Here is a 15,119-nt window from a genome sequence, read left to right as displayed (position 1 = left end):
GAATCCCTTTCTGTCAGGATTAATAGACATCATTAGATAACAACAGCTGCTTTCAATAACTCCGCCTGCCCCTCCCAACGTGTTATTCGCTTGGCTTTCAACAACGCTGACTTTTCCTTATAGAGCTCTTCATTTTCGAGGAGTTGAGAAAGTCCGAACTTTATTGACAGGGGGTCTAACGTATCAACAAATACAGCAGCGTCCGAAAACAATGATCGCAGTACTGGTGTGTTCGAAAGTGCCATCGGCCTGCCGGCGCTAACCGCTTCGTTTGCCACACTCAACTGGACATTGTCGCGCGTTGTCAGGCCGAGAACGACGTTTGCGTTGCACAGCAGTTGTTCGAAAGTCAATTTACTCAGAAAACCCGTAAGCTTTATATTGTCTGGCATTGACGCGATGAGAGCTCCGGACAACTTTCCTCCATACCTCCCGGTGATAAAAAAGTCTACATGCGGCATTTCTCTGGCTGCCTTAATAACGATTTCTATCGGCTCGTCGACATCGAAAGAACAGGGAAAAAGCACGTAGGGTGTCTGATGATCACTGGCAGGAGGAGTATTAAAATCACACGGCAAATCCTCCAGGATGAAAATATTTTCCACATTAACGCCTGAGCGGGACAACTCCTCTTTGACTTTGAAGTTATGAACCACAACGGCGTCAATTTTATTGAGCAAGGACACTGTGCCCGGGAAGGTTATCCATTGCTTGCGCAACAAACTATTATGTACATCAGCAATAATCTTGAGGCGCCTATTAATAAAAAACTTGTAGGCCAGTGCTATGTGCAACACAGGGCTCGGCGGCAACTGGACCCAAAGAACCTCCGGCGCACCGACAAAAAGCGATTTAATAGTTTTAAAAGCCTTAATTAAATAATCCAATGGACGTGCATATTTTTTTTTGAATTTATTAGGTAGATGTAGAATGTCATACGCCCAATATTTTTTCATTGTGTCGGCGCGTCGTTGATAGCCGACCCATGCGATCATTAATGATTTCACTTCTGAATCCTGCGTAAGAATAGTAAAGAAAACTGGGCACTACAATGCAAACCAAATAGGAAAATCCGCGCTGTACTGAATGTGTTTATTTCTGAAGCGAATATGTTTAGCCGGATTCCCTCCCACAATCGAATACTCTTCAATATTGCGTGTAACAACGCTACCAGGATAAATGACTGCACCTTTTCCTATTTTGACGCCTGGCATAATCATCACACTGGGAAAGATCCAAACGTTATCTTCAATGACAACCGGCTTCCCGACCGTGTGACTCATGGGGTCGTCGATATCGTGCCCCAGTGTATAAATCCTTGTGCCATGAGATATATTGACATTGTCGCCGATGCGAATTCCCGCTCTATTATCCATGTAACAGTTGTAATTTATGGTGCAGTTTTTTCCTACTGAGAACTTACCGAATGAAAAAAAAACGACTTTCCTATGGACAGTGGTTTTAACGCCAATACGGCAGCCCGTCGCCCTTAGCAGTGAGCGTCTCAAACTGAAAAAGAAAACCAGGTTAAGCGCCGTATTAAACAAGGCCACGGCGACCTTCTTGATATTGAGCTTCAAGTTCTTCATCTAGTTACCTGCACTCTGCCCTGATGTATTAGCGATGCGATGTGAACTCATTACGAAATTTCTGAACTGTATATTGGTACTGGCAGGTGTGGCGAAGGATGCATTGTTTCCACCGAAGAACGTAGAAAATAGCAGTCCATCGATCGTCAGGTTCTTAGTGTCTCTGAACGTCAACCCGGTTTCGGAGTGCACCAGTTTCTTATCATACCAAATAGAAATCACGCCATCGGCGCGACCCGGCGTATTCAACTTTACGAGTTGTTCCAATGTATGCCACTGGCCGACACTAAACGTCCAGGAACCCAGGCCTATCGCTGTGCCCCATGTTTTGCTGGTGGGTAAATAAGCATAGATTGCACCGACACCGTTTTCTTTCCATATGTAGCGAGTGGAAAAACCATCATGGCCATTAGGTATTTTTCCGCCGGTATTGCCTGTGCCGCCGTAGAGCCCTGGAAGTTTTCCGCCTTTTACAAAATTAAAGTTCTTATCGAATTTCAATTCATACGTAAGAATCAGGCATTCCCTACCCGGCTGCTTGAGCTTGGATTTGAATTCAATCCCCCCATAGGGCAACCCCAACCGGACCATCGAACCTGGATCGTACGACCCGGCGGGATAATGCACCGTAATGTCTTTTATTTCATGACTGTAGGTTTTGTTTGTTAAATTAGCACTGCCTTTTATGTTGTCCTGTGCGCGCCTGTTGCCATGACGACTGGCGAACACCTGTGAATCTTCTGGAAGTGTTGGGTAGATGTTTTCAACATTTTGTTCACAGCGGTCATTTATATCGGATGCACTGCTCGTAGCCACATGCAGAGAGAGGGCTAAAGCGATTAACGTCGAGGCTTTTTTTTTCACGTCAGTTGCCCCTCTGATTTTATTTCTTATCGACCCATGCCAAAAAATCATCAACAGCATTTTGTGCGATGGATGATCTCTGTGAAATCTCTTGTTTGAGGTGCTCTGCCATTTGCTCTCTGGCTTGCCTGAATTCGCCAATGGTCGCCATGATCAGGTTATGGTCAGGGGCGCTGACCAGCTTGGTGCCGCGAGGAAGCATCTCATGTACCTTTTTTAGCTTGTTTTCGATTTCAACTGCAATGGTTGGATAGCCTAAGGAAGCAGGCAAAAGTACGCCATGCGCCCTGGCGCTGATAATGACGTCGGATTCAACTATCAATTTCGCCATGAACGTCTCTGGCGTATCGACGGCGGCATCCCAGCACAACCACTCAAACGTGTGGTGCTTATCGATAAGATGCTGGTCGCGCTCTTTATACAGTGACACCAGACGAACATGCTCTCCACGCTTGGACAGTTCATGAGCGGCCTGAACCATAGCCTCGATGAATTTTTGCCCATTCGCATCATGCGGCCAATCCCGCAGGATAAATGACAGGTATTTGTTCTTATTTACGCTGTTTATCTTCAGATCGGTATTAGAGATCCATAGGTCAGAAAGCAAGGTCGGATCGGTGTACACGTCGACATCCGATTTACCAAAAGCATTGCAATGCTTTTGGCTTGTACCATCCCTGACGGAAATATAGTCACAACGATTAATGACATTGACTGCGCGATTCAGCGGCTTGCCGCCACCATCAAACGGGCCTAAACCGATACAGAATGCAGCAAGACGACGATGAAAGAATATTTTGTCTATCCCGCCGCGCATCCCTACATACAAACGTAAAAGAGTGGATTTCAAATCCGTTTGGGCTTTTATGCTTTTGTAAAGTTTTGACACCTTAAGTTGAATTGAGGAAGCCTTCCTGGCGGGAGGAATGAACGAGAAAAACTGACCGCCACCCCCTAAAACCACCAAGTCTGCTTTGACGGGCTCCTTGATATGCAACCATTTTATGCGCGGGTTAAAATTTTTGGCGACAGCTGGATGATCCACCCCCACGGCAATGTCCGACTCTTTGTATCTTTTTTTCAGAATATTGATGACGCACAGCATCAATATGTCATCACCTAGATTGCCTGGGCCGTAAGCACCACGGATATAAACTTTACTGGAATTCATGCTGGGCTTCCAATCTCTACGGGTTCATTAAACATAGTATTCAAGGTAAATGTCGTCGCTAGAATATAGATAAAAATCACGACCACTATCATCAGTCGGTACAGGACACTTTCAACGTAAGCACTTGAGATGAAACTGACAAAAGGCAATGTCCACAAAATCAATATTCTCGGGGTGACAAGCAACTCCAAGGGTAATATTTTTTTGTATATGAAATAGGGTAAGCCTAGCAGGAAGTGTATTAATTGCGAGCCAATGAATGCTTTGGCAATTCCGATGGCGCCTTCTTCCCTCAGGAGCAGGGCCCCGGATATGAACAATACACCCCACAAAATATTACTCATGACGCTGTACCACGCTAAATCCATCACGATCATTTTTCTTGAAACGCCGGATTTAAATGCACTTAGCAGCGAGCCCAGAATGACCAGAATTAACGTTATTTCAAAATCCCGACCGAGAAAGCTGTTGCCATAGAGTTTTGCCAGCAGTTCGGGGAACATGATGACCGGCTGTATAATGATCAATACAATTAGCCAGCCAGACAGAAAATTCAAGGCGTCTAATTTCCGGCTTTTTCCTCCTAGCGTTGCGGCTAGCATCGGGACAAGTACGGAGCCTAATACCACGGAGACATGTGAGAATATTGCATTCCATTGCATGGCAGCTGCATACATGCCTAACGCGGCGAACCCGTTACTTGTTTCTGCCAGCAATTTATTCGCGAACCAATTCATTGGAGCGACCATCAGTCCTGTCAGCAAGACCGGGAGTCCGACCGAAAGAACGGTATGCTTTTCAGTCATTGCCCCTTTGAAACTGAGCGCCGTATTCTTTGCCTTCAATGTTTTCCAGCATGCAAGCGCGCTAAAGAACACGATTAACAGTTGAGAGCACGCCAACCCCAGCAGCGCACCATTGAGTCTGAATTTTGTCGTCAAGAAGTAAGTTGCCGGGATCCCGACGATGGCGATAATTCCATTGATCGTCGCAATAGACCGATATTGCCCCCAGCCAGTTAAACAGCCTTGGGTCCATCCAGATAAAATGATGAAGGTGATGGTGCTCAATACAATCAGTGATACATATTTCAGATTGTCGGAGCCGAGAATAATGGTGGAGAAGAAAAGCGGAAAAAACAGGGCGACGCCAATGATCATTAAACTAAAGGATAAGGAAAAAATCAGCGTTAAAGCGATACCCCTGCCCGTTTTTTCCGGAGACGTCTCTTTAAACTGACCAATATGTTTAGCCGTCGCCGTCGTTGTGGCTTGGGCGGCCACATTGGCGAGCATGACAATGGCGCTTTGTATCAGGCCATATTCTCCAAATGATTGTGCACCCAGTACTCTGGCGACCAAGATACCCGTAATGACAACCGAGACTTTCGTAGCCACTGCTGATATGAAACTCCACGCAGTGCTGGACACAAATTTTTTCAACAGCATATTGTTCATCTGGCTTCAACCTGTAAAGGTGGAGTGATCAGCGGTTGATGAAGTGTCAGTGCTTTTTTACGTTGCCTGGCGGTGTTTTCCGAAAGGGCACGTAAAATGATTGCGCTATAAGCAATTCCGATAGCGTACGGCTGATAAGGTGTGGCCGATACGATGAACATCAGCGCCAGAAAGGTGGCTATTGATACCGCTACACGGGTTTTTAAGTGGTGAGTTATGGACGTAGTAAATACGAATAGCAAGTACAAGCCGATGACCCCGTATTTGACAAAATACGTTAAGTACGCACTGTCGATATTCGAGTTTTTGTCATCGAGACCACGGTATTCAAACCAGGGAATTTCAAAAGGGGTTCCGGCCCCTAGCCCGACAAAGTAGTGCATGGGGTTCATATTTCTTATCAAGTCCAGCGCAGGGCTGAAGCGAGTGGTTAGCTGAACTGCCAAGCCTTCAGATGACAACGCATCATTGATTCGATCAGCACCAATCATGTTACTGACTTCAATAAAGGCCAACAATACAACCGAACCTAATAGCATGACACCCATCATTCGGGCAGGCTTTGTATATTGGTGAATGATGATAGCTGCAAAAACAGAAACAAAGATAAATCTCGAATTGGCGATGAACAGACAGAGGAATGAGGTCATCAAACAGATCCTCGCCAGATTTTTCTTATCTTCAAATATGCGTGGATCTATAAAATAATATATTAGATATGCAACGGCTGCGTATGTACCGCCATCAAGGTACCTGTAGGCGTTTTCTTCATAGTAGACGTCTTGAAAACTGTACAGACCCAATCGCAGCCAAGCGATATCCAATATATTAAAGGCGGTCATCGCAATCAATATTTTCAGTATTGTTTGCAGCGTCAATGTTTTCGCTGCCAGCGAAACAATGTTCGTGAGCACAATAAATGACAGGATCATTATAAATGGTCGAGTGTCTTTTAATAGGTATTTACTCGGAGATCCTATTAAGCCACACGCGAGCAACACCACGTAGAGCCCACATCCAAAAAGAAGGCCAGCAGGCATTGTTAATTGAGTTCTTTGTGTCACGACCTGCCTTATTAACAGCGCCCCCAGTCCGCCAGCTATATAAAAATCGAAAAAATAGATCCCCTTTAAGGATATAATTTCGCTATAGGAATTCCCGGTAGGGATAACAGACAGCATTACGCCAAAAAATATAATTGAGTATTTCGGGGCTTTTACTGCAAGCAAACCCGCTGACAAAGCCATAAGAGACAATAGGTAAAACATAGTTTGATATTCTTTATGCTGATGTTGTCATTTGACACGCTACCGCCCCAGGATTTTTCGTCATCTTCCTCAGGACGTAGCGCTTCCATGAAATATCGGTTTGATCATGCCCATTGGCTAATGATCCGGTGCAGCAATAGCGATAAAAACCCAAGCACAACAACAGCGCTATCGAACATCTGAACTTATGATGCGACCTGTTCAATACCCATCAGTTTTTGTCAGAGGCGTAGGCATAGTGGTAATAACCATAATCACTGTAGCCATATTTATTGGAAGCCTTTTTCTCCACGCCGTTAAAGATTGCGCCTTTAATTGCAACGCCGTTCTGGGTGAACCGGCGGACGGTCAACTCGATTTCTTTCGCCGGGTTCAGGCCATAGCGCGTCACGATCAAATTGGTTCCGGACAGACGCCCGACAATCGCCGCATCTGTCACCGCCAGTAGTGGCGGCGTATCGAGAATCACCAGATCGTATTGCTTGCTCACCTGCTCCAATAGCGCGCTGAAATTGGCGTGCATCAGTAACTCGGAAGGATTGGGCGGAATCAGGCCTCGACTGACAAAATCAAAGTTATCGACCGGGGTCTTGTGGATGGCGGTGGCCATATCACAGCGCCGGGCCAGGATATCGGAGAGCCCGTTGTCTGAGGAAACACCTAACACTTTGTGCAAATAGCCTTTGCGCATGTCGACATCGATCAACAATACCCGCAGCCCGGTTTGTGCTATCACCGCCGCGAGGTTGACCGAGACAAACGTTTTACCCACCTGAGGGCTAGGCCCGGAAATCATCAGGCGGTTGTTGTCGGCCTCATGCATGGCGAAGTGCAGACTGGTACGCAAACTGCGCAATGCCTCGATTGCCAGATCGGTAGGATGAGTGACGGCCAGCAATGAAGTCCCATTGGAGCGCCCTCGTCCGCGGGAGACTTTATCTTCTTCGGCTTTCTGCAGAATGCTGTAGGGAATCGACGCATAGACCGGCAACCCAAGTTGCTCGATGGCTTCCGGACTCTCCAGCCCGCGGTTCAGTGCCTTGCGTACGAGCACCAGGGCCACTGCCAGGAAGCCGCCAAGAATAGTGGCGATCAATACAATCAGGATTTTTTTCGGCTTGACCGGTTTGAGGAAATTGACGTCCGCGGTGTCGATCAGGCGTACGTTACCGACGGTGCCCGCGCGCATCACATCCAGTTCCTGAGACTTATTCAGCAGCTGGGTGTAAATGGCCGTACCGACCTCTACATCCCGGGTAAGGCTCAGCAGTTCTTGCTGGGTGGAAGGAAGGCCTTCCACCTTGGACGCCAAACTTTTCTGCTTGCTGCTCAACTCACCGATCTGGGTCAACAATGCGCGATAGGCGGGATGTTGACGGGTGAACTTGCGGTCCATCTCGGCTTGCTGCAGCTTCAATTCGGAAATGCTGGTATCGAGCCCGACTATCTGATCGAGTATGGCTTTGGTTTCGAGCGTGATGTCCACGGACTTGCTGCGTGTCTGGTACTCATTCAACGCTTTGCCGGCTTTTTCCAGGTCCTTCTTGACCTCAGGAAGTTGCTCTTTGAGAAACGCCAGGCTCTGCGCAGCTTCTGCTGAAGTGCGCTCTACGTTTTGCCGTACATATATAGCGGCGATTTCATTGAGTATTTTAATCGCCTGGTCCGGATCTGTGCTTTCCAGCGCCAGACCGATCATGCCCGACTCTTTTCCACGCTCGGCCACATCCAGGGACTCTTGATAGTCGAGGATACTGGTCAGGCGGGGGTTACGGATAATGCGGAAGCGGGTTCCAGGATTGGCGTGCATTTCCTCTATTTGAAACGTTACGCCATTTTGCTCGAAAAGCTCTCCGGCCCGGCTGGACGCCAATAGATTGTCATCTTCATCCACCAACGTGAAATGACCATTTTCACCCGCGGTCAGGGTCAATTTCTTGCCCAGTTGCGAGTCGGGGAGATCCAGTTTGAATATCTTCAGCGACTCCCCTCCCCAGGCGAAACTGTTCAACCCCAACAAGGGTTCGGCTATTTCACCGGGATTTTTATTCTGGAATCGACGCGCCAGGAACTCTCCGAAAACCGGGAAATACTTCGGCTGTATGACAATATCAAGTTTCAAGTTATCGACAGTTTTACCAATCACGGAGCGGGACTGGATCAACTCGATTTCGGTGGCCGAAGGAGACTCCTTGCCCAGCATGCTGCCGATATCGGAGAAGCCCAGTAAGTCGTTCTTCTTCGCTTCGACCTGTAACAGCGCATTCGCCTGAAATACCGGTGTCGCCAGCACCGCATACGCGGCCCCAGCCACCATAAAGGCACCGGTAATCGCGGCAATCAGCCATCTATGGTCGATGAGTGTTCCAAACAGGCCGAGAAGATCAATCTCGTCATTGTCGTCGTCCCGCACGTTGACTACCGGTGCTTGCTGCATAAGTCGGATTCTTTGCCTTGATTACGATTCAAAAAGGAAGTGGCCATCAGCGTGCCAGACGCTGTGCCCATGCGTGTACGGCTTCTTCGATCAACGCATAAGCGTGCACAAAAGCAGGTTTGCCTTGACGGTAGGGGTCGCTGATCTCTCGATCGTCCTGCCATTTGCCCAACAGCAACACTTTGCCCCGCGCTTCAGGGGCAATGTTGAGCACGCCACTGACATGCCGCCGCTCCATCACCAGTATCAAGTCCGCCTCACTAACGGCTTGAGACGTAAGTTGAACGGCCTGGTGCTCATGGGGCAGATGACCATGCTCCGTGAGTACGGCGTGTGCTGTCGGCTCGATGGGCTTGCCCGTCAGGGCGGCAAGGCCGGCCGAACTGACCTGAATATCGGAATGGACGAGTGCCCCGCGCAGCAAATGCTCCGCGGTGGGACTGCGGCATATATTGCCAACACAGACAATCAAAACCCTTTTAAGCAAGATGACCTTCCCCGTCTTGTCAACATTGGCGGTGACCTAGCACTTGCCGAACATAAGAGCTTTAAATTACGAATGAGCCCGGGCACTTATAATGGCCAGGAACTGCGACTGAAACTTTCAAACAATCAATGCGTATTTATTACCATGACGTTTGAACAGCCCCCAACTTTTTATCCAGACAAAAAATAACACCACACTCTCCAGAGTGTGAAAATAACAGTTATCGAATTTATCCAGACAATTTCTAACAGTTGTCGTTTTATGGCGGCCGTTCAATCTAAATTACACTGAAATAGCGAATGGCTAATGTATAGCCGTTCCGCTAGTGCATTGCCAGGGTGTCGAACATTTGGTTAGTAGTTGGGTAAGGGACGCCTTGGGCAATAACTCTATTTACAGCGGGTTACGTCACGAGCATGCCGTGGAACAACCGGGCATGCTCGCCGGCCAATCGGCTGCTCGATGCCTCCCCTGCCCGCGCCTGGCGAGAAGCATGGCGTGCAGACCATTCGCAGCCCCTGGCGCGTTGCGAACATTTTTCTCGAGTGACCGGGCCGCTTCGAGCCCGCACTCCCCAGCGTGACCGGTTCGGCCAGCCTGGATCGAACCTTTCCTACTGCCATCAGCTATTCCATCAGTCTACTTTCAAGGACGCTTCCATGATTCGTAAATGCCTGTTCCCCGCCGCCGGTTATGGGACCCGCTTTTTACCCGCCACCAAGGCCATGCCGAAGGAGATGCTGCCGATCGTCAGTAAGCCGCTGATCCAGTACGCCGTCGAGGAAGCGCGTGACGCTGGCCTGCAACACATGGCCATCGTCACCGGTCGCGGCAAGCGCGCGCTGGAGGATCATTTCGATACCAGCTACGAGCTGGAGCACCAGATTCGTGGCACCGATAAGGAAAAGTTCCTGCACGGCACTCGCGAGCTGATCGATACCTGCAGCTTTTCCTACACCCGTCAGGTGGAAATGAAAGGCCTGGGGCACGCCATTCTCAGCGGCCGCTCGTTGATCGGTGATGAGCCATTCGCCGTGGTGCTGGCCGACGACCTGTGCCTGAACCTGGAGGGGGATGGAGTTCTGGCGCAAATGCTCAAGCTTTATGAGCAGTTCCGCTGTTCGATCGTGGCGATCCAGGAAGTACCCCGCGAGCAGACTCAGAAGTACGGCGTGATTGCCGGCGAGTTGATTCGCGAGGGGATTTACCGGGTCAACAGCATGGTCGAAAAACCCCGTCCGGAAGACGCTCCGTCCAACCTGGCGATCATCGGTCGATACATTCTGACCCCCGACATCTTTGACCTGATCGCTGACACCGAACCTGGCAAGGGCGGTGAAATCCAGATCACCGATGCGCTGATGAAGCAGGCCCAGAACGGCTGCGTACTGGCTTACAAGTTCGAGGGTCGACGCTTCGACTGTGGCGGTGCCGAAGGTTATATCGAAGCCACCAACTTCTGCTTCGAGCATCTGCATCAAAACGCCCTGTGATGTTGCTGTCCCCCGATATGGTCTTTATCACCTTATGGACGAAGCCTCTATGAATACGTTGAGCGGTTTCAAGGCAGATGAGAGTCGCCACCCGTATAGCGCTGACCTTAAGCACAACCTCGCGTACCGCATCGTGCGCGCCTATGCGTCGGAACTGATTTCCCCTCGCGTGCGAAAACCACCGGTACTGCTGGTGGAACGCATCGGCGCGTTTCCCTCTTCCGGGGAGATCCGCCGCCAAGTCAAGGATGGTCCGGCGCTGTTGGCGAGCATCAAGCAGCGTTACGCCCGCGATGCCCTCGACCTCAATGAGAGCAGCGGGCTGAACCTGGTCTTTGCCGACTGGCGCTTCAGCTTGCGCCTCTCGGGCGAGGGTTGCGTAGCTTGCCTGACCGTGGAAAGTCGGGGCGACAGCTCGCTCCTGCAGCGCAAAACCGCCGAGCTGCTGGAGCAGATCGATGCAGGGAGGGCATTTGAATGAACGCGATTGCCGAACACGCCACCAAAGCCTGGTACCTGGTCCAGTGCAAGCCCAAACAAGATGAGCGCGCCGAAGAACATTTGCAGCGCCAAGGCTATGCCTGCTTTCGCAAGACCTACAGACGTGAGCGCATGTTGCGCGGGCAGCGTCGAGTGATCAGCGAGTCGCTGTTTCCGGGCTACCTGTTCATTCAACTGAGCCTTCAGGACAGCTGGGGTCCACTGCGCTCGACCCGCGGCGTTTCGCGGGTCGTCGGGTTTGGCGGTCAGCCATTGCCGATCCGCGATGCGCTGATCGACGAACTCCAGGAACCGGACAGCCAGGCGATCGTGACCACGCTGTTGAAACACGGAGATGCGGTGCGCATCACTGAAGGTCCGTTCTGCGATCTCGAAGCGGTGTTCCTGGCCATGGACGGCGAAGAACGGGTGCTGCTGATGATGAATTTGCTGCAGCGTGAACAGCAAATCAGCCTGCCACTGGCGCGGGTCAACAAGCTTTAGATGCTTTTAGCTGCTCACACAAAAACGCCGCTTAACAACAAGCGGCGTTTTTTATCAACACAGGAAAACCTACGCCCCTTCCGAGAGGTGATTCCAGTCGACCCAACCCAAAAACCACGTCGCCAGAATCAGTAAACCGAAGGCGATCCGGTACCAGGCAAACACTGCATAACTATGGTTGGCGATGAACTTGAGCAACCCGCGCACGGCAATCATCGCAAAGACGAAAGCGGCGACAAACCCCAGGGCAAACACCGGCAAATCTGCGGCCTGGAACAGGTCGCGATATTTATAGCCCGAGTACACCGCGGCACCCACCATTGTCGGCATCGCCAGGAAGAACGAAAACTCGGTGGCCGTCTTGCGTGACAGGCCAAACAGCAACCCGCCGATAATCGTCGACCCTGAGCGCGAAGTGCCGGGAATCATCGCCAGGCATTGTGCACATCCGACTTTCAAGGCATCGGTCCAGCGCATCTCGTCCACGTGATCGACCACTACCACGTGCTCGCGCTGTTCGGCCCATAACATGATGATCCCGCCGATCACCAGCGCCACGGCCACGGTGATCGGGTTGAACAGATACTGATGGATTTTGTCGGCGAACATCACCCCCAGGACCACCGCCGGCAAAAAACCGATCAACAAATTCAGAGTGAAACGTTGTGCATTTCGCTGGGTCGGCAAACCCGTGGTGATGTCCAGAATCTTGCGACGGAACTCCCAGACGACCGCCAGAATAGCGCCCAACTGAATAATGATATTGAACGCCATGGCTCGCTCACCGCCAAAGTCGAGCAAGTCCGCGGCAATAATCTGGTGGCCTGTACTGGAGATCGGCAAAAACTCTGTGAGTCCTTCAACCAGCCCTAGAATCGATACTTGCGTGGTGGTCCAGAAGTCCATTAATCCCCCGTTAACCCCTCTCGGCTGAAAGGTCTGTTGTTGGTTCCGAGCATCTGTCGGGTCAACGGAGAATTAAAACGCATTACCCGCCGGCTTGAGCCAAACGTTATAAAACGTCCATGACCAGGGCTATGAACACCTCGACGGCCCTATCCGCCTGCTACGCTTTGCGTTCATGACTGGAGGAATAACCATGCCGGACGATCCTACCCCCGCCCGGCCCGACGCCAGATGGACGCCTGAAGAAGAAATTGACCCGGAAGACTGATACTTGTGTGTTGCAAATCCATGGCTGCCACTCATCGTCAGCTCGTTGACGTTTTGAGTTTGGACGCGCGCAATGGCTACCCCAAAAATGATCGCCCAAGAGAACATTCCACATGGCAAAGATCATAGTGCTCGCTGGTGACTTCCCGCAGTGCGACGGGGAATATCACTCGGGTACCATCACGCTCAAAACGGCCCTTAAGCCACGACTGGGGAAAAGCTTCCCGGTCTCGGAATTTAAAGATCTAACGATCCAGAACACGGATTCCAACAAGAATATAAAGAGCGCCATCGGCCTGGGCATTGCGGGCGCAATGTTGTTGGGGCCGGTCGGTGCCATCGCTGGCTATCTGCTCGCGGGCAACAACACGGAAGTGACCTTCATGGCCACCCTGAAGGACGGTGGCAAGCTCCTTGCGGCAACCGATAGCGATACCTTCGAGGACATCTCGGCACGTGCCCACAAAAAAAACCGCCCCGGTCGCCGAGGCGTCCCTCGCGAATCATTTAACAACGACTCCATTCACTGATCCGCTGGCCCCGTGACCGCGAAGATGTTGCAGGGCACTCGATACAGCACATGCTCCGTCGTACTGCCCACCCACTTGCCCAACCCCTTGCGATGCGCATTGCCCATGACGATCACATCGGCCTGGTGATGCGCTGCAAAGTCAGCCAGCGCTTTGCCGGGCGGGCCCGCAACGAAGTGTTGTCGCTCGGTGGGCACTCCATAGTGGTCGGCCAATGCGATGAATGACTGATGCAGAGACTTGCGCAGGTCACTGTTGAAGCCTGGCATCGTCACTGCCCCAGCGCCTGCGTCGGCTATATGCGTCAGCGATAGATCATAGGCATACAGCAAATGCAGTTCTGCGTTGCATTGCATGGCCAATCCGTTCGCTGCCTGGATGATGCGGTCGTTGATGCCGGTGATCTGCGTCTCGGGTTGCGACGGATCGACCGCCGCCACGATCACCCGCGGCAGCGGACACCTGACTTCGCTGACCAGATGCACAGGCACCGGACATTCGCGCAACAGGTGCCAATCCAGAGGCGTAACGAAAACGCGTTTGAGTGCAGACTCGTGCTGCACGTCCTTGATCACCAGATCCGGCTGCATTTCTGCCACATGCCGAAGGATCTCTTGCAACGCGCTGCGGGTTATAAGCACTTCGGTGCTTACCGTGACCCCGCGTCCGCGTATCAGATCGGCTTCATCCTTCAGCCACTTTTCGTTCTCTTGCTGACAGGCCTCACGAAACCGCGCACCGGCGCTCATCAAACCCAAAAGGTGAGAGTCTTCGATAAACACCGTGATGTGCAGCGCTGCGCCAGTGGCTTCGGCGATGGCGACAGCTCGTTCCAACGCTGGAGTGTGACGCATGGCTGGGCCGGCTATCAGAAAGAGTCGTTGATATTGGCTCATGTAACACCTCCAGACCCCCGTCACCACCGACGACCTGCTATCGCCTCAACTAACGGGATCGACACTATCAATATACGCCTGGATTCAATAACGAGCTAAAGAGCTGTCACCCCATACCAACCGGGTGACAACCCAACACTACTTCTGGGCATATTTCGTGCCGTGCTGATCATTAAGCTGTGCCTGCATCAACCCCCACTCACGCTGAATGATCGAGTAAGGAATAAAGATACTGATCCGCTCAGCGCCCTTTACCCCAGGGTGAAAACTCACATCGTGAAGTGTGGTGGAGAAGAATCCGACATTAATACCGACAATGCTGCCGTCATTGGCGATAACCGGCCCACCCGACATCCCCTTGATCATCGGGGCATCATGGATGGCATAGCGTTCGCCGCTGCCTTCATCACTGTTGATGAAAGGCGCCGGATACACCTTGCCCTGCCCGCTGACCGTTGTCATATACGGGCTCGTTCCCACGGCAGTGATGTGCTCACCCACGCGCGGTGCGCGCCATGACGGATAATGGCCGTCGGCCTTGTGCTTGATGAAGACCAGGTCGCAACCGGTGCTGCAGCTGTATATCACGTTGCGAATGAGTGGGGTGTGGCGGGTGGTAACGGCGTAATCCTCGTTCCATTGCACGGCCGAGGCGGTGTACAGATAAGGCAAGGGAAAGCCTGAGAAGACTGAGAAATATGAATCATTGGCAGGCCCCGACAAGTCGGGTTTTACCATACCGTTGCATCCTGCAATACCAGCTCCTATTA

15 protein-coding genes are annotated in these 15,119 nt (G+C 51.2%); 4 read left to right on the top strand and 11 right to left on the bottom strand.

Annotation, left to right across the window (positions count from 1 at the left end):
- Positions 1-32: 32 nt before the first annotated feature.
- From AC1RL4_RS12560 to AC1RL4_RS12525, 8 genes are all read right to left on the bottom strand, one after another.
- Positions 33-1,007 (bottom strand): glycosyltransferase family protein, encoded by a 975-nt coding sequence (locus AC1RL4_RS12560; RefSeq protein WP_230172851.1) that lies wholly within the window; start codon positions 1,005-1,007, stop codon positions 33-35.
- 39 nt (positions 1,008-1,046) lie between these two features.
- Entirely contained in the window at positions 1,047-1,589 is a 543-nt protein-coding gene (locus tag AC1RL4_RS12555; protein ID WP_019581976.1) for an acyltransferase, read from the bottom strand.
- Positions 1,590-2,453, bottom strand: a complete 864-nt coding sequence (locus AC1RL4_RS12550) for a polysaccharide lyase (RefSeq protein ID WP_026331906.1) — start codon at positions 2,451-2,453, stop codon at positions 1,590-1,592. It lies immediately after the preceding gene.
- A 19-nt stretch (positions 2,454-2,472) separates the two neighbouring features.
- Positions 2,473-3,624, bottom strand: coding sequence for a polysaccharide pyruvyl transferase family protein (locus AC1RL4_RS12545; RefSeq protein WP_019581974.1), 1,152 nt, complete (start codon positions 3,622-3,624; stop codon positions 2,473-2,475).
- Positions 3,621-5,081 carry an oligosaccharide flippase family protein gene (locus AC1RL4_RS12540; protein WP_028939769.1) on the bottom strand — a complete coding sequence of 487 codons (1,461 nt, stop codon included), beginning with the start codon at positions 5,079-5,081 and terminating at the stop codon, positions 3,621-3,623. Before AC1RL4_RS12540 ends, AC1RL4_RS12545 begins: the two co-directional genes overlap by 4 nt.
- Positions 5,078-6,349, bottom strand: coding sequence for a DUF6369 family protein (locus AC1RL4_RS12535; RefSeq protein WP_230172852.1), 1,272 nt, complete (start codon positions 6,347-6,349; stop codon positions 5,078-5,080). The genes AC1RL4_RS12540 and AC1RL4_RS12535 overlap by 4 nt, the downstream gene beginning before the upstream one ends.
- 211 nt (positions 6,350-6,560) lie before the next feature.
- On the bottom strand, positions 6,561-8,786 hold the full coding sequence (locus AC1RL4_RS12530) for a polysaccharide biosynthesis tyrosine autokinase (RefSeq protein ID WP_096480767.1): 2,226 nt from the start codon (positions 8,784-8,786) through the stop codon (positions 6,561-6,563).
- A 46-nt stretch (positions 8,787-8,832) separates the two neighbouring features.
- Positions 8,833-9,273, bottom strand: a complete 441-nt coding sequence (locus AC1RL4_RS12525) for a low molecular weight protein-tyrosine-phosphatase (RefSeq protein ID WP_172901207.1) — start codon at positions 9,271-9,273, stop codon at positions 8,833-8,835.
- 659 nt (positions 9,274-9,932) lie between these two features.
- On the opposite strand from AC1RL4_RS12525, the gene galU reads away from it, so the two are divergent.
- The 3 genes from galU to rfaH are packed head-to-tail and all read left to right on the top strand — an operon-like array spanning position 9,933 to position 11,750.
- Positions 9,933-10,766, top strand: coding sequence for a UTP--glucose-1-phosphate uridylyltransferase GalU (gene galU, locus AC1RL4_RS12520; protein WP_018928284.1), 834 nt, complete (start codon positions 9,933-9,935; stop codon positions 10,764-10,766).
- A gap of 49 nt (positions 10,767-10,815) precedes the next feature.
- On the top strand, positions 10,816-11,247 hold the full coding sequence (locus AC1RL4_RS12515; protein WP_230172853.1) for a phosphohexomutase domain-containing protein: 432 nt from the start codon (positions 10,816-10,818) through the stop codon (positions 11,245-11,247).
- Positions 11,244-11,750 carry a transcription/translation regulatory transformer protein RfaH gene (rfaH, locus tag AC1RL4_RS12510; RefSeq protein ID WP_019581966.1) on the top strand — a complete coding sequence of 169 codons (507 nt, stop codon included), beginning with the start codon at positions 11,244-11,246 and terminating at the stop codon, positions 11,748-11,750. The genes AC1RL4_RS12515 and rfaH overlap by 4 nt, the downstream gene beginning before the upstream one ends.
- A gap of 69 nt (positions 11,751-11,819) precedes the next feature.
- Here the strand turns inward: rfaH and AC1RL4_RS12505 are convergent, their stop codons facing one another.
- Positions 11,820-12,656, bottom strand: a complete 837-nt coding sequence (locus tag AC1RL4_RS12505) for an undecaprenyl-diphosphate phosphatase (RefSeq protein WP_019581965.1) — start codon at positions 12,654-12,656, stop codon at positions 11,820-11,822.
- A 380-nt stretch (positions 12,657-13,036) separates the two neighbouring features.
- Here AC1RL4_RS12505 and AC1RL4_RS12500 point away from each other — a divergent pair, with 380 nt between their 5' ends.
- The gene (locus AC1RL4_RS12500; RefSeq protein WP_018928288.1) at positions 13,037-13,453 is read left to right on the top strand and encodes a hypothetical protein; all 417 of its coding nucleotides are present in this window, start codon (positions 13,037-13,039) and stop codon (positions 13,451-13,453) included.
- Here AC1RL4_RS12500 and AC1RL4_RS12495 read toward each other — a convergent pair.
- A complete protein-coding gene (locus AC1RL4_RS12495) occupies positions 13,447-14,349 on the bottom strand; it encodes a universal stress protein (protein WP_230172854.1) in 903 nt (300 codons plus the stop codon). The genes AC1RL4_RS12500 and AC1RL4_RS12495 overlap by 7 nt on opposite strands.
- A 138-nt stretch (positions 14,350-14,487) precedes the next feature.
- Complete coding sequence (locus AC1RL4_RS12490; RefSeq protein WP_019581963.1) at positions 14,488-15,087, bottom strand: trypsin-like peptidase domain-containing protein; 600 nt, start codon at positions 15,085-15,087, stop codon at positions 14,488-14,490.
- Positions 15,088-15,119: the final 32 nt, after the last annotated feature.

This window comes from Pseudomonas sp. GW822-FHT07A10, assembly GCF_058798795.1.
This window is presented reverse-complemented; position numbering and strand designations above follow the sequence as displayed.

Bases quoted from the DNA above. Each gene is read 5' to 3' on its own strand.
- AC1RL4_RS12555 (WP_019581976.1), bottom strand. From the start codon at position 1,589: ATGAAGAACTTGAAGCTCAATATCAAGAAGGTCGCCGTGGCCTTGTTT.
- AC1RL4_RS12545 (WP_019581974.1), bottom strand. From the start codon at position 3,624: ATGAATTCCAGTAAAGTTTATATCCGTGGTGCTTACGGCCCAGGCAAT.
- AC1RL4_RS12540 (WP_028939769.1), bottom strand. From the start codon at position 5,081: ATGAACAATATGCTGTTGAAAAAATTTGTGTCCAGCACTGCGTGGAGT.
- AC1RL4_RS12535 (WP_230172852.1), bottom strand. From the start codon at position 6,349: ATGTTTTACCTATTGTCTCTTATGGCTTTGTCAGCGGGTTTGCTTGCA.
- AC1RL4_RS12530 (WP_096480767.1), bottom strand. From the start codon at position 8,786: ATGCAGCAAGCACCGGTAGTCAACGTGCGGGACGACGACAATGACGAG.
- galU (WP_018928284.1), top strand. From the start codon at position 9,933: ATGATTCGTAAATGCCTGTTCCCCGCCGCCGGTTATGGGACCCGCTTT.
- AC1RL4_RS12515 (WP_230172853.1), top strand. From the start codon at position 10,816: ATGAATACGTTGAGCGGTTTCAAGGCAGATGAGAGTCGCCACCCGTAT.
- rfaH (WP_019581966.1), top strand. From the start codon at position 11,244: ATGAACGCGATTGCCGAACACGCCACCAAAGCCTGGTACCTGGTCCAG.
- AC1RL4_RS12505 (WP_019581965.1), bottom strand. From the start codon at position 12,656: ATGGACTTCTGGACCACCACGCAAGTATCGATTCTAGGGCTGGTTGAA.
- AC1RL4_RS12500 (WP_018928288.1), top strand. From the start codon at position 13,037: ATGGCAAAGATCATAGTGCTCGCTGGTGACTTCCCGCAGTGCGACGGG.
- AC1RL4_RS12495 (WP_230172854.1), bottom strand. From the start codon at position 14,349: ATGAGCCAATATCAACGACTCTTTCTGATAGCCGGCCCAGCCATGCGT.
- AC1RL4_RS12490 (WP_019581963.1), bottom strand. From the start codon at position 15,087: ATGGTAAAACCCGACTTGTCGGGGCCTGCCAATGATTCATATTTCTCA.